This window comes from Olsenella sp. SW781 (assembly GCF_012027725.1).
In the GTDB taxonomy this organism is placed as follows: domain Bacteria; phylum Actinomycetota; class Coriobacteriia; order Coriobacteriales; family Atopobiaceae; genus Thermophilibacter.
In genome coordinates this window covers 13,159-30,965 of record NZ_SJOU01000011.1, presented here as the reverse complement: position 1 = coordinate 30,965, position 17,807 = coordinate 13,159, and the positions used below count along the sequence as shown (strand labels likewise).

Genomic DNA, 17,807 nt, shown 5'->3' with positions numbered 1-17,807 from the left:
CTCATGGACACGAGGAGCTGGAGCGTTCCCGCGGTGCTCGCGATTGCCGGCTCGGACTCGAGCGGCGGCGCGGGCATCCAGGCGGACATCAAGACCATCTCCGCGCACGGGCTCTTTGCCGAGACCGCGATAACCGCGCTCACGGCGCAGAACACCTGTGGCGTGTGCGACGTCATTGAGGCCACGCCCCAGATGGTGGCCGAGCAGATCGACGCCGTCTTCGAGGACATCCCACCCGCCGCGGTCAAGGTGGGCATGGTGTCCTCCGCGGCGATCGTCGAGACCATAGCCGAGCGGCTCGGGCACTGGGGCGCCGAGAACGTGGTCGTGGACCCGGTGATGGTGGCCACCTCGGGCGCGCGCCTCATAGACGACGGCGCGGCGGGGGCGCTCGTGGGGCGCCTGCTGCCGCTTGCGCGCGTGGTCACGCCCAACATCCCCGAGGCGGAGGCGCTGCTCGGCGAGCCGGTGCGAAACGAGGACGAGCAGGAGACGGCCGCGCTCGCGCTTGCCGAGCGCCTGGGCTGCGCCGTGCTCGTCAAGGGCGGGCACGGTGTTGCGGACGCCAACGACGCGCTGGTGGAGTCGGCCGTCGATGACGAGGGCGTCCCGCGCGTGACGTGGCTGCGCGCCCCGCGCGTGGAGACCGGGAACACCCATGGCACGGGCTGCACGCTCTCGAGCGCCATCGCCTGCGGCCTGGCGGAAGGTCTCGCGCTGCCCGAGGCAGTGTCGCGTGCGAAGGACTACCTCACCGGCGCGCTTTCCTCCGGTCTGGATTTGGGACGCGGCTCCGGTCCCGTGGACCACATGTGGCGCCATCGCGCGAAATAACGCGCGAACCGCTCGGCGCTAGCTCCGCAGCACCTTCTCCAGCGCCTTGCCGCGGGCGAGCTCGTCGACCAGCTTGTCCAGGTAGCGGGCGCATCTCTCCACCGGGTCCTCGATCGCGGCCACGTCCACGCCGCAGACCTTGCCGGTAATGAGCACGCGGTTGGGGTTCAGTGCCGGCGCCTCGTCAAAGAGCTCCCGGTAGGTGACGCCGCGCTCCAGCTGCCGGGCGAGGCCGGCCTCATCGTAGCCGGTGAGCCAGCAGCACGCGGCGTCGACCTCCGCGCGCGTACGCCCCTTGCGCTCGGCCTTCTGCACGAGCAGGGGATATACCTGCGAGAACGACATCTCCGCGATCGACTTGCGCGCCATGGAGCCTCCTTAGAGAGCATCGACCCGCTCACGATATTGAGCAATGATCCGCTCCAGCGTAACAGAGGCCATTACATCTTCTGCGGCACGCGCGAGCTCGGGGCGAGCGCGTCCGGTCACTGACGTGATGAGCCCGGCTCGGCGCAGACGTCCCATGAGCTGGCGCACCGAGGAGGGGTTTGTGGCGAGGCTCTTGGCGATGGCCGCGCTCGAGACCTCGACCTCGACGCGCTCATCGCGGGCAAGGACTTCTTCGTGGTGACCACCAACCAGGACACGCAGTTCGTGAAGCTCTACCCGGAGGAGAAGGTCGCCCAGATACGGGGCGACCACTGCTTCTTCCAGTGCGCGCGCTGCTGCACGGACGACACGTGGGATGCCGTGGAGCCCGTGCGCCAGATGGTCGAGGCGCAGGGCGCGGGCACGCGCGTCCCCACCGAGCTCATCCCGCGCTTCCGCACGCGTGCTACGTGGCGGTGAACGACCGCCACGACCTGCTGCCCGCGCAGATCGCCGACCGCGGCATGGTCATCGTGGCCGACATCGCCCGCGTGCTCGCCGACGCTCGGGGGCGCTGAGCCCGGGCGGCGAGCCCTACCGGGTCCGGTCGTCGTTGCCCGAGAACGCCTCGCGCGCCGCCTCCAAAAACCGCTCGGCGATAGGACTGAACACCTGGTAGCGCCTCCAGATGAGCTGGATCCGCGTCTCCAGCCGCGGCGCGAGGGGCAGGAAGACCAGCCCGCTTCCGGGGCTCGTGTCCACGAGGTGGTCGAAGGTGAGCAGGCAGCCGAGGCCCTCCCTCACGAAGAGCGACCCGTTGTAGGACAGGCGGAAGGACCCCTCCAGGCGCAGTCGGTCGCGGCCCTCGCCGCACCAGCGCGCGATGTCGTCGTCCCAGCCCTGCTCCGAGCAGAACAGCGGCAGGCCCACGAGGTCGTCGAAGGTGACGGCGTCCCTCGACGCCAGCGGGTGGCCGGCGGGCACGACCAGGCCCCACACGTCCGGCTCGGGGAGCGGCAGGGCGTGGTACTTGGCGGCGTCCGGCTCCTGGGCGAGCACGGCGAAGTCGATGACGCCGCGGTCGAGCTTCTCGGTCACCTGCTCGGTGTCGCCGCTCGTGATGTGGTAGCGCAGGTTGGGGTACAGGGCCTTGAGCGACTTGATGACCGCGGCCAGGCGGCGAATCTGATAAGACTCCGCGAGCCCCAGGTAGATGTCGCCGCCGAGCACCTCGTCGAGCCCGTGGAACTCCTCGGTGATCTTATCGGCCATGCCCACGAGGTCCTCGGCGCGCTTTCGCAGCAGCATGCCCTCCTCGGTGAGGCGGATCGAGAAGCTGCGGCGGACGAACAGCTTCTTGCCGAGCTCCTCCTCGAGGGATTTGAGCGCCTTGGAGAGGGTGGGCTGGGTCACGTGGAGCTGCTCGGCGGCGCGGGTCATGTTCTCCTCGCGCGCGACGGCCAGGAAGTAGCGCATCGTTCTCAGCTCCATGAGACTCCCGATCATGACATTCCGTTTCTTCATATCACGATATACAGAATAGCCATTAGCGCGCCCCTCTCGGCCGACGTATAACGAAGTCGGACAGGGAGGTGAGAGGCAACATGGACGATCTGGCGCAGACGCTCAGGGACGCGGGGTGCGATGAGGGGACGTCGGAGGCGGTCCGCCGGCTCTGCGAGAGCCGTCGGGTCGACGACGCGGTCAGGGCGCTCCGGAGGCACCGATGCGACCTGATGGACGCCCTTCACGAGAGCCAGGCGCGCGTCGACTGCCTCGACTACCTGATCAGACGCATGGAGGAAGAACGGACGTAGGCGCTCAAGGAAAGGGGCAACACCATGGCAGAGCAGACGCTGAGCATGACGAGCGAGTGGGACAAGACGTTCCCGGCAAGCGACAGGGTCGAGCACGGCAAGACGGAGTTTCGCACCCGCTACGGCTTCATGCTGGCGGCGGACGTCTACGTGCCGCGCGACCGTTCGCGCGCCGGCGAGGACGGAACGCTTCCCGCAATCGCGCTGTGCGGACCGTTCGGCGCGGTGAAGGAGCAGTGCGCGGGCCTCTACGCCCAGACGCTGGCCGAGCGCGGCTTCTTGACCATCGCCTTCGACCCCAGCTTCACGGGGGAGAGCTCGGGCGAGCCACGCTACATGGCCTCGCCGGACATCAACACCGAGGACTTCCAGGCGGCGGTGGACTACCTCTCCTGCCGCGAGGACGTCGACGCCGAGCGCATCGGCATCCTGGGCATCTGCGGCTGGGGCGGCCTGGCGCTCAACGCGGCGGCCCTCGACACGCGCGTGAGGGCGACCGTCGCCTCCACCATGTACGACATGACGCGCGTGAACGCCAACGGCTACTTCGACGCCGAGGACTCGGAGGAGGCCCGCCACGCCAAGCGCGTCGCCCTGAACGCCCAGCGCCTCGCGGACTATGAGGCGGGCACCTACGCGCTCGGCGGCGGCGTGGTGGACCCGCTGCCGGAGGACGCCCCCTTCTACGTGAGGGACTACTTCGACTACTACAAGACGCCGCGCGGCTACCACGAGCGCTCGCTGAACTCCAACGGCGGCTGGAACGTGATTGGCTGCATGTCCTTCATGAACCAGCCCATCCTGCGCTATTCAAACGAGATTCGCTCCGCGGCCCTCGTCATGCACGGCGACGCCGCGCACTCCTTCTACTTCGGCAAGGAGGCCTTCGAGCACCTGATGGAGGGCAACCCCGTGCCGGAGAACAAGGAGCTGCTCGTCATCCCCGGCGCCACGCACACCGACCTCTACGACGGGGGCGAGAAGGGCGCCATCCCCTGGGACAAGCTGGAGGGCTTCTTCGCCCAGTACCTGGCCTAAAGGCCGTGGCGGGGCCCGCCGCGCGCGGGTCCCGCTGCGTCCGCCCCTCACGACGGAAGAGGTGCACCCAACATGAACATAAGCCGTGCGCAGTTTCTCGCCATGGCGGCATCGCTTCCCGTTCTTCTCGCCGCGTGCGGCCGCGACGCCGCGGACGCGGAGCCCGTGCCCTTCCAGCCTGACGCCGGGACGGACGCGGCCACGACCACACCTACGACGCAAGGAGGCTCCGACGTGGGCGTCTTCAACTTCGACACCAGGACGGTCATGCTCAACAGCGGCTACGCGCTGCCGCTGAACGGCCTCGGCACCTACAGCCTGCACGGCGAGGAGTGCGTCTCCTCGGTGCGCGCGGCCATCGACGCCGGCGTGCGGCTCTTCGACACCGCTTCGGCCTACGGCAACGAGGAGGAGGTGGGCCAGGCCGTCCGCGCGGCCATCGACGAGGGCGTGGTCACGCGCGAGGAGCTGTTCGTCACCACCAAAATCTACCCCGGCTCCGAGATGGCAGACCCCGAGCCCGCCATCCAGGCGTGCATCGACCGGCTGGACATCGGCTACGTGGACCTCATGCTCCTGCACCACCCCGACCGCAACGACGTCTTGGCCTACCAGGCCATGGAGCGGTTCGTGGACGCGGGCGCCATCCGCTCGGTCGGCCTGTCCAACTGGTACGTGGAGGAGCTGACCGACTTCCTCCCGTGGGTGGAGACGCCCCCCGCGCTCGTGCAGAACGAGATTCACCCCTACTACCAGGAGAACGACGTGATTCCCTTCATCCAGGAGCGGGGGATCGTGGTGCAGGGCTGGTACCCGCTCGGCGGCCGCGGCCACACCGCGGAGCTCCTCGGGGACCCCGTGATCGCGGAGGTCGCGGCGGCGCACGGCGTGCCCCCGGCGCAGGCCATCCTCCGCTGGAACCTGCAGAAGGGCGTCGTGGTGATACCCGGCTCCAGCAACCCCGACCACATCCGCGAGAACGACGAGCTCTACCACTTCAGCCTGACGGGCGAGGAGATGGGCCGCATCGACGCGCTCGACCGCGGTGAGAAGCACGACTGGTACTAGGCGCCCTTCCGCCCGCATGGTGAGAAGGGGCTTCTCGGCCAGGGCTCACCGGTCGCGCTGAGGCGGGCTTGTTCGCCGCGCGGCTACACGAGCGGCTTGCCCACGTTCCAGGCGCCGCCGACCTCCTCGCCCACCACGCGGTAGGTCATGTGGGAGGCGTCGTAGACGAGCGGGCGCCACGCGGAGAAGTCGACCTTGCCGTCGGCGTCGAGGATGTCCTCGTCCACGAGCACGTTCACGATCTTGCCCACGATGCGCGCGCCGTGCTCATCGCCGTCGATCGCGGTGACCTCGCACTCCATGGTGAGCGGGTACTCCTCGATCACCGGCGCGTCCACATGCTCGGACTTGGTGAACGTGAACCCGCTCTTCTCGGCCTTGTTGACGCGCTTTCCCGTGGCGATGCCGAAGTAGTCGGCCGTGACCACGTTGGCGGCGTCGGCCGGAGCCACGGTGAAGGCGCCCTTCCTGACGATGTTGGCCGTGGTCTTGTGGTCGCCGATGTTGAAGCAGACCTCGTGGCGGCTGCACTCGCCCGCCCACGCGGCGTTCATGGCGTTGGGCACGCTGTCCTCGTCGTAGCTCGCGATGATGAACACCGACTGCGGGAACAGCTCGCCCGCGTTGCCCAGGCTTCTCTTCATGGTGCGCTCCTTTCACGGGACCTTGCGTTACCCGCAGCATACGGCCCGCCCGCCGCGCGTGCCAGTACTGTCTTTGGGGTTAGCGCCCGGGCGCCGCGGCTACCAGCGGTGCTGCTCGCCCCACTCGCACATGAGGTCGAGCACCGGCACGAGGGAGCGGCCGCGCTCCGTGAGGCTGTACTCGACCTTGGGCGGGATCTGCGGGTACTCCTCGCGGTGGACGAGCCCGTCGGCTTCGAGCTGCTTGAGCGTCGAGGAGAGCGTCTTGTACGAGATGGTGCCGATGTAGCGCTGCAGCTCGTTGAAGCGCACCACGCCGAACTCCATGAGCGCGTAGAGGATCGTCATCTTGTACTTGCCGCTGATGAGCGACAGGGTGTAGGAGAAACCCGTCTCGCCCAGGCATTCGTTCGATATGCAGCGCCCGTCCACGCAGCTCTCGCTTTCCCTTGGGTAAGTATCAATTATGAGTATGCGTACTTATATCGACGGAAGCATTTTCCTACGATAGCGGCGGGGCGGCAAGGGGTCGCCGCCGCGCACGACGAGGATGTCGCTCATGAGAGCCCTCCCTCGGTCGGCTCGCCAGGGGCATCCTCCACGAGCTCGATGCACTGTTTCCCGCTCACGCGCTCGAGCGCGACGTCGATGACGGCCGTCCGCGCGAAGAAGCGCGCGACCTCGGCGTCCACGGCCTCCGTCGAAAGGTCCGGGGCGCACTTTCCCGCTAGGGCGACGAGCGCGGCGCGGCGCTCGTCGCCGCTCTCCACCAGCCGGGCGCGCCCGAAGGCGATGACGCTGCGGAAGAGCGTGGTGAGATTCTCGGGCGCCACGTCGGCGCGGTCGATGACGCAGACGCTCACGCGCTCGTCCGCGGCGAGGGCGTCGAGCTTGGCGCCGGCGGGCGCGCAGTGTATGAGGACGTGGCCGAGGGAGCCGTCGCCCTCCCGTGCGGAGGAGAAGACGTAGTTCACCGGCACGGCGTAGGGGTGGCCGTCCGTGGCATCGCTGCCGGCGAGGGCGAGCACGCACTCGCGCCCCCGCTCCAGGATCTCGCGGCAGGCGCCTTCGCCGAGCTGCTGGCGCTTCCTTCGCATGGGCTTCATGGGATCTCCTCTCGTCGCCTTCTCAAGGGTAGCGCTAATCCGCCATGCTCCGGGGCTTTATTCTTCTCGATCGCTCATCCCGGACCGTCGGCGCGTTGTCAGGGGTAGGGGGAGGCGCCGCCGTCGGCTTTCGCTGCGCCGCGGAGTTCCTCTCGCCCCTTCTCGGTGGGGCGGGTGTGCTCGCGGGCAAGGACTTCTTCGTGGTGACCACCAACCAGGACACGCGGTTCGTGAAGCTCTACCCGGAGGAGCAGGTCGCCCAGATACAGGGCGACCACCGCTTCTTCCAGTGCGCGCGCTACGTTGCGATGAACGACCGCCACGACCTGCTGCCCGCGCAAATCGCCGACCGCGGCATGGTCATCGTGGCCGACATCGCCCGCGTGCTGGCAGACGCACGGGTCCTGGTTGGATGATGCGAGGGGACAGTCCCTTTGTATCACTCCTGCTCGGGGGTGTGCATGAGCTGGACGAGCGCCAGGCACGCGACGCCGATGCCGAGAAGCCCGAGCGCGTTTCTCGGCTCCACCTCGTCCATGATGGTGAGCGCGGTCACGCCCACGCCCATGGCCAGCGCGACCGCCTTGAGGACAAGCTCCGCGAGCGCGGGCACGCGGGACCCCGCCGGCTCCTCCTGCGCCGCCGTCTTCACCTCGAGCAGCTCGTCCACCGAGGTGCCGAGCACCTCGGCCAGCTTGGGCAGTGACGCCACGTCCGGAAATGACAGATTGCGCTCCCACTTGCTCACGGCCTTGTCCGTGACGCCCATCTGTCGGGCGAGCTCGAGCTGCGTCAGGCCCTTCTCCTTGCGCAGGGCGGAGATGGTGGCGCCGAAGGTCTGCTTGGTCATGGTGGTCCTTTCGCTAGGGTCCGTCTGGCAGGGCCATCGTCACGCGACGCCGCCTCGCGCTCAACCGACCGCCAGTAGAGTTGGCTCGACCGTTGGTAGAGTTGCAGTTTACGGCAGGTAACCTTGCAAAACCGTTAGGGGAGCATAAGCCCGGGCGATGGCGCGCCGGGCGGGCGAGAAGGACGATGGGCCCGTCACTGACGCCGGCTGGAAGGAGCCGTCATGCCCGTCACCCTGCGCGTCGCGCTCGGCAACGTCTCTCGCTGCGCCCGCGACTACTCGGTCTACCTTGTCACGCTCGCCTTTGCCACGTGCCTGCTTTACGCGTTCAACGCCTCGGGCGACTACCTCCTGGCGATGCCGCTCACCGGCCCGCAGCTCGAGGTCATCCAGAAGGCGCGCGACATAACGGGCGCCTTCTCGGTCTTCGTGGTGCTGGTCTTTGCCGTGCTCGTGGCCTATGCCACGCGCTTCATCGTGCGGCGGCGCTCGCGGGAGTTCGGGACGTACGCGCTGCTCGGGATGCGTGCGCCGGCGCTCGCGGCAATACTTGCGGCGGAGGGCGCGCTCGTGGGGCTTGCGGCGCTGGCGGCGGGGCTCGCGCTCGGCGTGGCGGCGTCGCCGGCCTTTGGCGCGGTGGCGGCGTTCGTCTTTGGCGTGCCGTGGCGGCTCGCCTGGTCCTTCTCGCCCGCTGCCGCGCTCGACGCGTGCTCGTGGTTCGCCGGGATCGAGGGGCTGGCGATCGCGCTCTCCGTGGTTGACGTGCTGCGCCGGCCGCTCGTGGAGCTTCTCGAGCACGACCGCGCGCCTGAGCGGCTTGCGCTGTCCGGCCATCGCGGTGTGACGCGCGCACAGGCGGCGCTGGCCGTGGTTCTTCTCGCCGTGGTGTGGGGCTCGTGCGTGGCTCAGCCCGGGCTCTTCGTGCTGGCGATCCTGCCGATGGGGTGGGCCGCCTACGTTGCCACCTCGCTCGTCTTTCGGCTGGTGGCAATGGGCGTGCCGAGTCGCTTGCGCCGTGGATCCAGCTACTGGGAGGGGCTGCGCGCCTTCACGTTGCGGCAGGTGGAGGGCCACGTGTCCACGGGGTGCCAGGCGCTCTCGTGCACGTGCGTGCTCGTTGCCTGCGCGGTCTGCATGATCTGCGCGGGGCTTCTGTTCTCGGTGGGTCAGCGAGCCGCGGGGCTTGTGGACCCGGGTGCGCTCTCGGAGGCGTCGCTCGCGCCCATCGGCTACGTGGGGATCTTCTACGGGGAGGCGTTTCTCGTGGCTGCCGCCGCGGTGCTCGCGCTGCAGCAGGTGAGCCAGGCCGCGGACGGCAGGCGCGCCTACGCCACGCTCATGGCGCTCGGGATGGACGAGCGAGAGGCGCGCGGTGCCGTGCGGGCGCAGGTGGGCGTCGCCTTCGCGCTTCCGGCGGCGCTCGCGGTGGCGCACGACTGCTTTGGGCTCATGCTCGTGCGCCAGCTCGCGTGCGGCGTGCCGGACGAGGTGTTTCTCGCCATCACGATCTGCTCCGTGGTGGGCACGCTCGGGCTTCTCGCCCTGTACTACCTGCTCTGCGTCCGCGAGTGCTCGCGCGTGCTGCTGGGCGGGGCTCTGAGTTAGCCGATTGCCAATCAATGGGATTACTATGTGGTCTAACGTGGTATAAATGGAATCAAATAACGATACTTGGACAATCGGAAGGGGAGGTCCCATGGCAACGACAATGACGTCGCTCAACACCAAGCTGAGCGCCGAGGAGAAGGACGCCTTCGTCAGGAACACCGCTGCCCTGGGCCTGACGCCGTCCGCTGCCATCAAGGTCTTCGTCCACATGTTCAACGAGTGCGGCGGCTTCCCGTTTGAGGTTCGCAGGCAGGTGAGCGACGAGACCACGACCTACCTCTCCGCGGATGACTACGAGCGCTTTGCGAATGCCCTCGACTCCGCCGTCCCCGTGGCCACCCGCGAGCTGCTCAATCGCGAGTTCTCATGGGAGGACTAGCGTTTCGTCGCATCCGCCCGCTTCTCGACGATGACGATGTGAACGGGTTTAGCTCCGGCAACGGCGACAACGACGCCTGGCTCAAGGAGCGTGCGCATCGTGCGATGCGCGACGGGACGGCTCGGGTTTACGTCCTGCCCCTCGCTACGGGCGAGATTTGCGGCTTCTATGCACTGAGCACCCATGCGGTCGCGCGGGTCGGGACGCTGGCCGGTGCGTTGCGCCGAAACGCTCCGAACCCGATTCCCTGCACGCTGCTTGGCCAGCTCGCCGTCGACGAGCGCTATCAGGGGGAGTCGGCGGGAGCTCGACTGCTGCAGGACGCCATTCGCCGTGCGGCCGCGGCGTCGCTCATCGTTGCGTCGCGAGCGCTTGTCGTCGACCCGGCTGACGAGCACGCGGAGGGCTTCTATGCTCACTTTGGGTTCCAGCGCTTGGCGAGCGATTCCCGTCGCATGTTCGTGCGGCTCTAGGGTAGGGCGTCGAACCTCAGTTGACTGCTTGCGAGAAACGTCAACCAGCGCTCCTTTGATTCCACTTCCGCTCGACCCCATACTGAAGGTGTCAGCTGTTCGCAGCGTCGAGGGGGAGCCATGAGCGAGAGCGTGAACATCGGCCGCACCATCGTGCGAGAGCGTCGCCGCAAGGGCGTCACGCAAGAGGCTCTCGCCTCCCACCTGGGCGTCTCGAAGGCCGCCGTGAGCAAGTGGGAGCTCGGGCAGAGCCTCCCGGACGTGAGTCTCCTGCCGCGCATCGCCGCGTACTTCTCGCTCACTTTGGACGAGCTCTTCGACTGGCGCGACGAGCTCTCTCAGGAGGAGTCTGCTGCGCTCTATGCCGAGGTCTACGCATTAGGCGAGAAGGACCTGGGCGCCGCATACGAGCGACTGCGAGAGCTCGCGGCGAAGCACTACTCGGACGCGAACCTGCTGCTCATGCTGGCGTCACTCCTCACGGTGTGGGCGGCCGGCATGGCAACGCCGTTCGCCCCGGCGGGCGAGAAGGACGGCGCACTCGATTCCTCGACTCTCATTGACGAGGCGCTCGGCCTGCTCGACCGCGCGCTCGAGGTGGCTACGGACCCCTCGACCCTGTATCTCGCGCAGCAGCAGAAGGCCACGACGCTCTTCCAGGCGGGGCGGCACGAGGAGGCGGTGGCGCTGCTGGAGTTGCTCGTGCGCCGGCAGGACGCGAGCGCTCCGACGATGCTTCTCGCCTCCGCCTACCGCAAGCTGGGCCGCAACGACGAGGCCCTCGACCTTCTGCAGGCAGAGCGCCTGCGCGCGGCGAGCTTCGTGCTCTCGTCGCTCATGCAGGAGGTGGGGATGCGGGACGACGCGGCGTTCGCGCGGGCGGCCGGCGCCGCTGCTGAGGCGGTCTTCGAGGCGCTCGACCTAAGTGCGGTGAACCCGTTCTTCTCGGCAACGATGTCTCTCGAGGTTGCCGAGGTATTGCGCAGGGCTGGCGAGAAGGACGGTGCGCTCAGCGCCCTTGCGCGGGCAGCAGAAGCCATGGCTGTCGCTCCGGCAGGCCCAAGCCCGTCCGGCCTTCCGCTCTGGGATCGCGTGGGTGTCCGCCTCGACCCCTCCCAAGCGGGCGAGGCGTGGGCCGAGCATAAGGCCCGCCAGGCGGACGAGGTGGCATCGCTCATGCGTCAGGCGCTCGCCGAGCGCGTCTCGTCCTCCGAGTGGCGCGAGCTTGCGGGTGACGACCCACGCTACCATAATGTGCTTGTGGCAGCCGAGAAATGGGCTGCTTCTGAGGACAGCGCCTAGTGCGCCTCGCCCACCAGCTTGAGGCCGACGACGCATGCCACGAGGCCCGCGATGAGCAGGATCTTTGCCCAAGAGAACGACTCCGCGCCGGAGGCGATGCCCCACGCCACCGTGAGCGCGGCGCCGATGCCCACCCAGACGGCGTAGGCGGTGCCCAGCGGAATCGTTCGGACAGCGTGGCTCAGTCCGAGCATGCTCGCCGCGAGGGCGGCGATGAACACAATCGTGGGGATGGGCTGCGTGAAGCCCTCGGAGCGGTCGAGGGCTTGGGCCCAGATGGCCTCCATTGCGCCCGACACGACCAAAATGACCCAATCCATGACAACCTCCCAGATAGATGCGCCGTCTTTGCGATTCTGGTACGGCTGCCCTCGTCAGAGACCCGTTGGGTCGGGGGCATCGTAGCACAGGCGCGGGAGGTTATGTGGTGCGTGCTCCTTGCCCAACGGTTCTTCTCGCGTTCTCGCAATTCGGAGCCATGGACGAGAAGATCGGGCTGCTCGAAAAGAGCTACAGCAGAATATTAAAATGATACGAACAGATGTTTCATATTGTGCTATACTCTCCACAAGGTACGGGAACAACAAGAGCGGCACGGAGGCCCCCAATGGTGCGTGCCGACGGGTGATCAGGGGTAGCAGGGACTGGTCACACTTGAAGCCCCCGGGCGGGCACGCGCCCCCGTCTTCCGGCACCCCAAGAGTCCGGACTCACAGTCTATGCAGGTTAATTTGCCGTGAGTGAAACGGGGGCTCAGCTATGGCCGAGAAGTCTATCAAGCATTTTGACGAGAAGAACGGCGTGCGGGTTTGCGCGCTGGTTCGTGAGGCACTCGGTCTTTGTGCTGCAGCCCGCAATCAACTTATGAATCTATGCTTTATCAGAAGCGCCACGTGAATTGGAGGCGTGCATGGAATGGAAGCTCGTTGCTCCCAATAGTTTCAAGTGGATGGAGAATATGCCGCAAAAGTATCTTAATAGGCTACAATTGAGACATGAATAGACAGAGACAAGCACCGTTCATTGACTCGCTTTCCGCTTCCGAAGGCGTGTTCACGACCGCTCAAGCGGAGCGCCTCGGCATATCTCGCGGCGCTCTAGCAAAGGCCTGCTCCGCCGGGCGGCTCGTGAGGCTCGCGCACGGAGCGTATCGCTCGGCCGCGGTGACGTCTTCTCCCGCCGACGAGATCGCCGCTGCTTGGAAGCTGACGTCTCCCGAGAAGATGCTTCATGAGCGAATGGCGTATGGCGCGTGGGACGGTATTGCTGTTGGCGGAACTACGGCGGCATCCCTCATCGGTATCGGTGACTTCTTCCTGACCCCCATCCGTATGTATGCCCCCAGACGGCTCAAGACCAGAAACCCCGATGTGCGCTTCTCTGTCCGACAGATCTCCTGGGAAGACGTGGGTTTTGAACATGGGTTTGCCGTAACGAGGCCGGAACGAACCATCGTTGACCTTGTGCTCGATGACGAAGAGCTCTCGCTTGTGCGAGATGCTTACGATGACGCGCTGGAGAAGGGGCTTGACCTCGAGAAACTGCGCGCCATCGTAAGGCGACTCGCGCCTGGGAAGGCTCGCAAGGTGCGCCGGGCTTTCAAGGAGTGCAATCTCCATGAGGTATAAGACTTCAGAGGATCTTGATAAGGCGATCAAGGCCGCGGCGAAGGCATCGCCGATGAATACCGGCAGGGCTTATGCAGGATTCTTCTTCCATCGGCTCCTCTGTCGAGTTTTCAGCGACCCCGACTCTCGCTTTCTGCTCAAAGGAGGGCTGGGCATGCTCGCGCGCACGATTGATGCTCGTACGACGCGCGACATAGATCTCCTGTCAACGGGCGACGATCTCGAGGAAGCCGTTGAGGAGCTGAAGCGTCTGGCTGCTACTGACTTAGGGGACTTCGTCACGTTCTCATTTGCGGGAATGGCTCCCATCAAGGCGGAGGACGAGTATCGATCTGGCATGAACGTGAGGTTCCAGGTCCGACTGGGGAACAAGAGGCTCCAGGATATCTCTATCGACCTTGTGGTCGATGACATTCCCCAAGACGATTTCGACACCGTCATGCCTGTCGATCGGATTACTGTGCGAGACCTTCCGACATGCTCCTACCACGTGTATGCGGCAGAGAGCTCGCTTGCCGATAAGTTCTGCGGCATCGTGGAACGGCACCACGACAGGCCTTCTTCGAGACAGAAGGATCTGGTTGATGTTGTGGTGTTCGCCCGAAGCTGTGCGATTGACGGTACGAAGCTCTCTCGGCGACTAAGTCTGGAATGCCTTGCAAGAAGAATGCCTCTCCCCAATCACTTCGAGATTCCTGCGGAGTGGTTTGGCGCAGGGGCGGCCAGGTTCAGGAAGTTATGTCGACAGGTGCCTCTGGTCTACGACATTGGGGACATTTCCGATGCTGTTGCGCTTGCTACCGCCTTATTCGATCCGGTGCTTGAAGGCTCCGCGGAAGGCAAGGCATGGAATCCTGCACTGGGAGGCTGGGAATAGGCTCTCATTCTCGCAAAGGGGTAGGGGAATCCAGAGCTGCGCAACATCCCGTTTCTTGTGCCGGGGCTCTCACCCGGTGACAATGGCCTTGCCGAGAGACCCGAGCAAGGAGGAACCCCATGGCCATCAAGGACGTCATCACCGCCATTCGTAAGGAAGCGGGCATCACGCAGGAGGAGATGGCGCGCAGGCTCTACGTGACGCGGCAGGCGGTGTCTCGCTGGGAGCAGGGCGAGACGACCCCCGGGATCGACATGGTGAAGCTCATCTGCGTCACCTTTGGCGTGCCGCTCGAGCGCTTCTTCGACATGCCCATGAGCTACTACTGCCAGTGCTGCAGCATGCCCATCCCCGACGAGGAGATGCACGGCACCGAGGCGGACGGCTCCAAGAGCACGGACTTCTGCAAGTACTGCTACGACCACGGCGACTTCACTGCCAAGGGCATGACGATGGACGAGTTCATCGAGGCCACGGCCCCCATGGAGGCCAAGGCGCTCGGCGTCTCGCTCGACGAGGCGGTCTCGCTCATGGCCACGCTGCTGCCGCACCTCAAGCGCTGGCGCGAGGTCGCCGAGAACGAGGAGGCCTACGGAGAGGAGGTCCGGGCGGCCTATGGCGACGAGGTGATGGACGCAGCCAACGAGAAGTACGTGGCGACGGGGGAGGCGGCCCACCTGCAGGCCGACGAGCTGGCGCTCGCCATCAACGAGCAGCTGCGGCGTGCGATGGAGACGGGAGACCCGGCTGGCCCAGAGGCGCGCAAGCTCGTGGCGATGCACGGCCACTGGCTGCGCATGTACTGGCCGGACGGGCTCTACACGCCCGAGGCCCACAAGGGTCTGGCCGACGGCTACGTCTCCGACGAGCGGTTCCGCGCCTACTACGAGAAGGTTGCCCCGGGCGCCGCGCAGTTCCTGCGCGACGCAATCCACGCGTGCGCGTGATTCGGCTTCAGTCGTGTCCTGGTCCGTACAGGACGCGCGCTCCCTTCCCAATCCGGTTCTGACCCAATTCGCTTAAACCTAGCAAACCGTTAGAAATTGATCATTTGCTAGGAGATCCTAGCAAAATGAGAATTTAGAGAAATTGCCAGGATACCGACCTCATTGCCCAGCTGAAGGTCGAGTACTTCTCGGTCAACTGGTGGAGGGACTGGTCGGCAGAGGTGGACTTCGTGGTATCACATCACGCGTCTTGTCAGGGACGGACGCTCTATTTGGACAAGTTCCAGTTGCCGGGCGCAGGCCGGCACGCTCGAGCATTGCGAGAAGTGCTGCGGCTCCGCGCTCGTGATCGTCGACGAGCTGGAGGTCGTGCTCTCAGCATTAACCTCGGCGTTTAATCGGTTGCAGTCGAGACGTTCATCCGTTGGATGCGGCGATGCGCGCGGCGACATCGTGCGGCGCGAGGCCGGTGGTGTCAATAAGCTCTGTACCGAGGTCGCGATAGCGCGGGAGGTAGGAGAGCGACCGCGCTATCGCCCTCTCGTCGCGCAAGCCCACGCGAACGTCTCCCTCGATGCGCCGGCGTAGCTCGTCCTCGTGGGCAATCAGGGAGACGATCCGGAGCTCGGCGCCGCACTCCTCGATAGACAACCGCCCGAGTATCTCGTCGATGATAGCGCGCTCGTGCATGACCCAGCAGAGGATGACGTTCTCGTACGCGCTGCAGCGCAGGAAGTTGCCGAGCAGGTGGCAGATGTTGTCGAGCACCATGCGCTTGGTCTCCGGGGTCACTTGGAACGGGTCGGCGCGCCAGCACCAGTCCCCGTCGAGCATGACGGAGGCGGGCAGCATTCGGTTGAGCTCGCGGCAGACGACGGTCTTGCCCACGCCCATGGGGCCGCCGATGAGGTACAGAGTCTTGGCCAAGTGAGCCCCTCCGAGATGCTTGGATAGTCGTAGCTTATTATTGCAGGTAATCAAGCCTGTAAACCACTTTATACTGCACCTTGGACGCCCCTCGGCTACGTTGGGGTCGCAGGCGGCGCCGGAATCGACAAGGCCGTCGGGCGTCCATGTGCCCCCTGCGGGTACAATCGCCTCAGATGTCCCCTCACGAGGAGGCGCGCATGACGACAGACCTCTAGCCGATGACGCCTGACGCTTTCGCTATCGGATGGAGGGACAGCTATGTCGAGAATCAGGGAGATGCAGCCCGGTGAGTACGGGCTGCTGGACGAGTTCCTGTACCAGGCGATTCACACCGAGCCGGGCGAGCCGCGCCCGCCACGCTCCGTGACCGCGGACCCGGCGCTGCGCGCCTACGTCGACGGCTTCGGCCGAACCGGCGACGTCGCCGTCTGCGCCGAGGAGGGCGGCGAGGTCGTGGGGGCCGCCTGGGTGCGCCTCATGCGCGGCTACGGCTTCGCGGGGGATGGCGTGCCGGAGCTCGCCGTCTCCGTCCTGCCGGGCCATCGCGGCCGCGGGGTGGGGACCGCCCTGCTCTCCTTCCTCATCGAGCGGTGCTCAGAGCTCGGCTGTCCCGCGCTGTCGCTCTCAGTGCAGCGCTCCAACCCTGCCGCGCGCCTCTACGAGAGGCTCGGCTTCCGGGAGGTCTCCGGCGACGACGGGGAGGCCGTGATGACGCTCCCGCTCGGCGGGCGTGACGAGGGCGCCCGCGGGGCAGCGCTGAGGGCTCTCGAGGGCTGATCAGGCAGAGCCCGCAGTGTCTTGCGGCGATAGTTCTCGTCATCGCGCTCAGAGCAGGCTAGAAAATGCAAACCGGGTACAATTTATAGCAAATCTCAATAAAGTGTTGGAGGTTGTTATGAGTACGCAGCTTGCTACACGAGTAGAAGATGCCGAAGCGGCGCGTTTTCGCGAGACGACCCGACTGTTGGGCACGACGCCGGCGGATGCCATGCGCATTTTCGTGTCCGCGTTCAACGCCCATCGCGGATTTCCGTTTGACGTGCGCTTGCCCGAGCGCAAGGTCGAGGCCTTCGCTTCCGAGGAGGAGGCGGCGGAGTTTTCAGATCGGCTCGCGTTGAGGATGATGAGCGATGCGCGGTGAGATCTGGACAATGCGGGATGACCTTTACGCGAGCAAGGCGCGGCCGGTTGTCATCGTGCAGAGCGACGAGATAAGCGGTTTCGACTCAGTCGTGCTTTGCTTGATGACGACGTTCGAGAGCTCTGGCATCCCGACGCGCGTCAGAGTCGAACCCTCTGCTGAAAACGGACTCGAACGCACGAGCTTCGTGATGACGGACAAGATCGCTTCGGTCAGTCGCGGTATGCTGGGCAAGAGAATCGGCGTCTTGGAGAGAGACCGGATGGACGAGGTGGCGGAGAAGCTCGCGCTCGTCCTTGGGCTCTCATAGCCACGTTCCGCAAAGTACGGGAGTTGCGCCATGGACCTCTCGCGCATAGACGCCCACCTGCTCTCGCGCCCCGGCGCTACCAAGGCCCTCCACGAGAAGTGGGGCTGGATGGTCTACTGGGTCGGCGGCAGGCAGTTCGCCTGCGAGTTCGTCGCCTCGCCCGACGGCAAGGCGCCCTACGCGGGGCGTCACCTGCTGTCGCTCAAGTGCGACCCCGACCGCATCCTGGAGCTGCGCGCCGAGCACCCGGGCGCGGTGCTGCCTGGCTACTACTCCGACGGGCGCACGTGGGTCTCCGTCGACCTGGACGCAGACCTTCCCGAGGACCTCGTGCTCGACCTCTGCGACATGAGCTACAGCCTCGTCTTCTCCAGGCTGCCCACGCGCGTGCAGCGGGAGATCTCCGGCGAGTAGCCGCGCGACGATTTGTTTCTCGACGGGCGGTCCGGCCTCCGGGACAATGGGCGAGAAGGACCCGTACGAGAG

26 protein-coding genes are annotated in these 17,807 nt (G+C 66.0%); 17 read left to right on the top strand and 9 right to left on the bottom strand.

What is annotated here, in order from left to right:
* The first annotated feature begins 3 nt into the window (after nucleotides 1–3).
* Entirely contained in the window at nucleotides 4–834 is an 831-nt protein-coding gene (gene thiD / locus E0L17_RS07505; protein WP_167930638.1) for a bifunctional hydroxymethylpyrimidine kinase/phosphomethylpyrimidine kinase, read from the top strand.
* A gap of 18 nt (nucleotides 835–852) precedes the next feature.
* Here the strand turns inward: thiD and E0L17_RS07500 are convergent, their stop codons facing one another.
* On the bottom strand, nucleotides 853–1,203 hold the full coding sequence (locus E0L17_RS07500; RefSeq protein ID WP_167930637.1) for a DUF2200 domain-containing protein: 351 nt from the start codon (nucleotides 1,201–1,203) through the stop codon (nucleotides 853–855).
* A 9-nt stretch (nucleotides 1,204–1,212) separates the two neighbouring features.
* On the bottom strand, nucleotides 1,213–1,536 hold the full coding sequence (locus E0L17_RS11275; RefSeq protein ID WP_167930636.1) for an Rrf2 family transcriptional regulator: 324 nt from the start codon (nucleotides 1,534–1,536) through the stop codon (nucleotides 1,213–1,215).
* Between E0L17_RS11275 and E0L17_RS07490 the strand changes: the two genes are divergently transcribed.
* Complete coding sequence (locus E0L17_RS07490; protein ID WP_167930601.1) at nucleotides 1,459–1,683, top strand: hypothetical protein; 225 nt, start codon at nucleotides 1,459–1,461, stop codon at nucleotides 1,681–1,683. The two genes, E0L17_RS11275 and E0L17_RS07490, sit on opposite strands and share 78 nt — an antisense overlap.
* A gap of 114 nt (nucleotides 1,684–1,797) precedes the next feature.
* Here E0L17_RS07490 and E0L17_RS07485 read toward each other — a convergent pair whose 3' ends face one another.
* Nucleotides 1,798–2,694, bottom strand: coding sequence for a LysR family transcriptional regulator (locus E0L17_RS07485; RefSeq protein ID WP_167930635.1), 897 nt, complete (start codon nucleotides 2,692–2,694; stop codon nucleotides 1,798–1,800).
* Between the two features lie 113 nt (nucleotides 2,695–2,807).
* On the opposite strand from E0L17_RS07485, the gene E0L17_RS07480 reads away from it, so the two are divergent.
* The 3 genes from E0L17_RS07480 (at nucleotide 2,808) to E0L17_RS07470 (ending at nucleotide 5,126) form a co-directional block, all read left to right on the top strand.
* Nucleotides 2,808–3,020, top strand: coding sequence for a hypothetical protein (locus tag E0L17_RS07480; RefSeq protein ID WP_167930634.1), 213 nt, complete (start codon nucleotides 2,808–2,810; stop codon nucleotides 3,018–3,020).
* A gap of 24 nt (nucleotides 3,021–3,044) precedes the next feature.
* The gene (locus E0L17_RS07475) at nucleotides 3,045–4,058 is read left to right on the top strand and encodes an alpha/beta hydrolase (RefSeq protein ID WP_167930633.1); all 1,014 of its coding nucleotides are present in this window, start codon (nucleotides 3,045–3,047) and stop codon (nucleotides 4,056–4,058) included.
* 72 nt (nucleotides 4,059–4,130) lie between these two features.
* Complete coding sequence (locus E0L17_RS07470; protein WP_206109062.1) at nucleotides 4,131–5,126, top strand: aldo/keto reductase; 996 nt, start codon at nucleotides 4,131–4,133, stop codon at nucleotides 5,124–5,126.
* Between the two features lie 83 nt (nucleotides 5,127–5,209).
* Here E0L17_RS07470 and E0L17_RS07465 read toward each other — a convergent pair whose 3' ends face one another.
* From E0L17_RS07465 to E0L17_RS07455, 3 genes are all read right to left on the bottom strand, one after another.
* Complete coding sequence (locus tag E0L17_RS07465; RefSeq protein WP_167930632.1) at nucleotides 5,210–5,770, bottom strand: flavin reductase family protein; 561 nt, start codon at nucleotides 5,768–5,770, stop codon at nucleotides 5,210–5,212.
* A gap of 99 nt (nucleotides 5,771–5,869) precedes the next feature.
* Nucleotides 5,870–6,202, bottom strand: coding sequence for a winged helix-turn-helix transcriptional regulator (locus tag E0L17_RS07460; RefSeq protein WP_167930631.1), 333 nt, complete (start codon nucleotides 6,200–6,202; stop codon nucleotides 5,870–5,872).
* A gap of 125 nt (nucleotides 6,203–6,327) precedes the next feature.
* Nucleotides 6,328–6,876, bottom strand: coding sequence for a pyridoxamine 5'-phosphate oxidase family protein (locus E0L17_RS07455; protein WP_167930630.1), 549 nt, complete (start codon nucleotides 6,874–6,876; stop codon nucleotides 6,328–6,330).
* Between the two features lie 95 nt (nucleotides 6,877–6,971).
* Between E0L17_RS07455 and E0L17_RS07450 the strand changes: the two genes are divergently transcribed.
* The gene (locus E0L17_RS07450) at nucleotides 6,972–7,292 is read left to right on the top strand and encodes a hypothetical protein (RefSeq protein WP_206109061.1); all 321 of its coding nucleotides are present in this window, start codon (nucleotides 6,972–6,974) and stop codon (nucleotides 7,290–7,292) included.
* A gap of 23 nt (nucleotides 7,293–7,315) precedes the next feature.
* Here E0L17_RS07450 and E0L17_RS07445 read toward each other — a convergent pair whose 3' ends face one another.
* On the bottom strand, nucleotides 7,316–7,726 hold the full coding sequence (locus tag E0L17_RS07445) for a helix-turn-helix domain-containing protein (protein WP_167930629.1): 411 nt from the start codon (nucleotides 7,724–7,726) through the stop codon (nucleotides 7,316–7,318).
* 222 nt (nucleotides 7,727–7,948) lie between these two features.
* Between E0L17_RS07445 and E0L17_RS07440 the strand changes: the two genes are divergently transcribed.
* The 4 genes from E0L17_RS07440 (at nucleotide 7,949) to E0L17_RS07425 (ending at nucleotide 11,488) form a co-directional block, all read left to right on the top strand.
* Nucleotides 7,949–9,331, top strand: a complete 1,383-nt coding sequence (locus E0L17_RS07440) for an FtsX-like permease family protein (RefSeq protein ID WP_167930628.1) — start codon at nucleotides 7,949–7,951, stop codon at nucleotides 9,329–9,331.
* A gap of 91 nt (nucleotides 9,332–9,422) precedes the next feature.
* Nucleotides 9,423–9,713 (top strand): type II toxin-antitoxin system RelB/DinJ family antitoxin, encoded by a 291-nt coding sequence (locus E0L17_RS10960; RefSeq protein ID WP_206109060.1) that lies wholly within the window; start codon nucleotides 9,423–9,425, stop codon nucleotides 9,711–9,713.
* Nucleotides 9,701–10,186: a GNAT family N-acetyltransferase gene (locus E0L17_RS07430; protein ID WP_167930627.1), complete on the top strand. Its 486-nt coding sequence runs from the start codon at nucleotides 9,701–9,703 to the stop codon at nucleotides 10,184–10,186. The genes E0L17_RS10960 and E0L17_RS07430 overlap by 13 nt, the downstream gene beginning before the upstream one ends.
* Nucleotides 10,187–10,306: 120 nt before the next feature.
* The gene (locus tag E0L17_RS07425) at nucleotides 10,307–11,488 is read left to right on the top strand and encodes a helix-turn-helix domain-containing protein (RefSeq protein ID WP_167930626.1); all 1,182 of its coding nucleotides are present in this window, start codon (nucleotides 10,307–10,309) and stop codon (nucleotides 11,486–11,488) included.
* On the opposite strand, the gene E0L17_RS07420 is transcribed toward E0L17_RS07425, so the two are convergent.
* Complete coding sequence (locus E0L17_RS07420) at nucleotides 11,485–11,808, bottom strand: DMT family transporter (protein WP_167930625.1); 324 nt, start codon at nucleotides 11,806–11,808, stop codon at nucleotides 11,485–11,487. The genes E0L17_RS07425 and E0L17_RS07420 overlap by 4 nt on opposite strands.
* A gap of 675 nt (nucleotides 11,809–12,483) precedes the next feature.
* Between E0L17_RS07420 and E0L17_RS07415 the strand changes: the two genes are divergently transcribed.
* The 3 genes from E0L17_RS07415 to E0L17_RS07405 all read left to right on the top strand — a co-directional run bounded on the left by E0L17_RS07415 (nucleotide 12,484) and on the right by E0L17_RS07405 (nucleotide 14,940).
* Nucleotides 12,484–13,116 (top strand): type IV toxin-antitoxin system AbiEi family antitoxin domain-containing protein, encoded by a 633-nt coding sequence (locus E0L17_RS07415; RefSeq protein ID WP_167930624.1) that lies wholly within the window; start codon nucleotides 12,484–12,486, stop codon nucleotides 13,114–13,116.
* On the top strand, nucleotides 13,106–13,993 hold the full coding sequence (locus tag E0L17_RS07410; RefSeq protein ID WP_167930623.1) for a nucleotidyl transferase AbiEii/AbiGii toxin family protein: 888 nt from the start codon (nucleotides 13,106–13,108) through the stop codon (nucleotides 13,991–13,993). The genes E0L17_RS07415 and E0L17_RS07410 overlap by 11 nt, the downstream gene beginning before the upstream one ends.
* A 119-nt stretch (nucleotides 13,994–14,112) precedes the next feature.
* Entirely contained in the window at nucleotides 14,113–14,940 is an 828-nt protein-coding gene (locus tag E0L17_RS07405; protein ID WP_167930622.1) for a TipAS antibiotic-recognition domain-containing protein, read from the top strand.
* 417 nt (nucleotides 14,941–15,357) lie between these two features.
* On the opposite strand, the gene E0L17_RS07400 is transcribed toward E0L17_RS07405, so the two are convergent.
* A complete protein-coding gene (locus E0L17_RS07400; protein WP_167930621.1) occupies nucleotides 15,358–15,867 on the bottom strand; it encodes an ATP-binding protein in 510 nt (169 codons plus the stop codon).
* Nucleotides 15,868–16,128: 261 nt separating this feature from the next.
* Here E0L17_RS07400 and E0L17_RS07395 point away from each other — a divergent pair, with 261 nt between their 5' ends.
* The 4 genes from E0L17_RS07395 (at nucleotide 16,129) to E0L17_RS07380 (ending at nucleotide 17,735) form a co-directional block, all read left to right on the top strand.
* A complete protein-coding gene (locus E0L17_RS07395; RefSeq protein ID WP_167930620.1) occupies nucleotides 16,129–16,647 on the top strand; it encodes a GNAT family N-acetyltransferase in 519 nt (172 codons plus the stop codon).
* A gap of 118 nt (nucleotides 16,648–16,765) precedes the next feature.
* Nucleotides 16,766–17,011, top strand: coding sequence for a type II toxin-antitoxin system RelB/DinJ family antitoxin (locus E0L17_RS07390; protein WP_167930619.1), 246 nt, complete (start codon nucleotides 16,766–16,768; stop codon nucleotides 17,009–17,011).
* Nucleotides 17,001–17,321, top strand: coding sequence for a type II toxin-antitoxin system PemK/MazF family toxin (locus tag E0L17_RS07385; RefSeq protein ID WP_167930618.1), 321 nt, complete (start codon nucleotides 17,001–17,003; stop codon nucleotides 17,319–17,321). Before E0L17_RS07390 ends, E0L17_RS07385 begins: the two co-directional genes overlap by 11 nt.
* Nucleotides 17,322–17,351: 30 nt before the next feature.
* A complete protein-coding gene (locus E0L17_RS07380) occupies nucleotides 17,352–17,735 on the top strand; it encodes an MmcQ/YjbR family DNA-binding protein (RefSeq protein WP_167930617.1) in 384 nt (127 codons plus the stop codon).
* Nucleotides 17,736–17,807 lie beyond the last annotated feature (72 nt).

Coding starts and splice junctions, on each gene's coding strand:
- E0L17_RS07475 (WP_167930633.1), top strand. CDS start 3,045: ATGGCAGAGCAGACGCTGAGCATGACGAGCGAGTGGGACAAGACGTTC.
- E0L17_RS07385 (WP_167930618.1), top strand. CDS start 17,001: ATGCGCGGTGAGATCTGGACAATGCGGGATGACCTTTACGCGAGCAAG.
- E0L17_RS07410 (WP_167930623.1), top strand. CDS start 13,106: ATGAGGTATAAGACTTCAGAGGATCTTGATAAGGCGATCAAGGCCGCG.
- E0L17_RS07395 (WP_167930620.1), top strand. CDS start 16,129: ATGTCGAGAATCAGGGAGATGCAGCCCGGTGAGTACGGGCTGCTGGAC.
- E0L17_RS07480 (WP_167930634.1), top strand. CDS start 2,808: ATGGACGATCTGGCGCAGACGCTCAGGGACGCGGGGTGCGATGAGGGG.
- thiD (WP_167930638.1), top strand. CDS start 4: ATGGACACGAGGAGCTGGAGCGTTCCCGCGGTGCTCGCGATTGCCGGC.
- E0L17_RS07485 (WP_167930635.1), bottom strand. CDS start 2,694: ATGGAGCTGAGAACGATGCGCTACTTCCTGGCCGTCGCGCGCGAGGAG.
- E0L17_RS07415 (WP_167930624.1), top strand. CDS start 12,484: ATGAATAGACAGAGACAAGCACCGTTCATTGACTCGCTTTCCGCTTCC.
- E0L17_RS07390 (WP_167930619.1), top strand. CDS start 16,766: ATGAGTACGCAGCTTGCTACACGAGTAGAAGATGCCGAAGCGGCGCGT.
- E0L17_RS07445 (WP_167930629.1), bottom strand. CDS start 7,726: ATGACCAAGCAGACCTTCGGCGCCACCATCTCCGCCCTGCGCAAGGAG.
- E0L17_RS07420 (WP_167930625.1), bottom strand. CDS start 11,808: ATGGATTGGGTCATTTTGGTCGTGTCGGGCGCAATGGAGGCCATCTGG.
- E0L17_RS07500 (WP_167930637.1), bottom strand. CDS start 1,203: ATGGCGCGCAAGTCGATCGCGGAGATGTCGTTCTCGCAGGTATATCCC.
- E0L17_RS07405 (WP_167930622.1), top strand. CDS start 14,113: ATGGCCATCAAGGACGTCATCACCGCCATTCGTAAGGAAGCGGGCATC.
- E0L17_RS07380 (WP_167930617.1), top strand. CDS start 17,352: ATGGACCTCTCGCGCATAGACGCCCACCTGCTCTCGCGCCCCGGCGCT.
- E0L17_RS10960 (WP_206109060.1), top strand. CDS start 9,423: ATGGCAACGACAATGACGTCGCTCAACACCAAGCTGAGCGCCGAGGAG.
- E0L17_RS07440 (WP_167930628.1), top strand. CDS start 7,949: ATGCCCGTCACCCTGCGCGTCGCGCTCGGCAACGTCTCTCGCTGCGCC.
- E0L17_RS07465 (WP_167930632.1), bottom strand. CDS start 5,770: ATGAAGAGAAGCCTGGGCAACGCGGGCGAGCTGTTCCCGCAGTCGGTG.
- E0L17_RS07430 (WP_167930627.1), top strand. CDS start 9,701: ATGGGAGGACTAGCGTTTCGTCGCATCCGCCCGCTTCTCGACGATGAC.
- E0L17_RS07455 (WP_167930630.1), bottom strand. CDS start 6,876: ATGAAGCCCATGCGAAGGAAGCGCCAGCAGCTCGGCGAAGGCGCCTGC.
- E0L17_RS07425 (WP_167930626.1), top strand. CDS start 10,307: ATGAGCGAGAGCGTGAACATCGGCCGCACCATCGTGCGAGAGCGTCGC.
- E0L17_RS07470 (WP_206109062.1), top strand. CDS start 4,131: ATGAACATAAGCCGTGCGCAGTTTCTCGCCATGGCGGCATCGCTTCCC.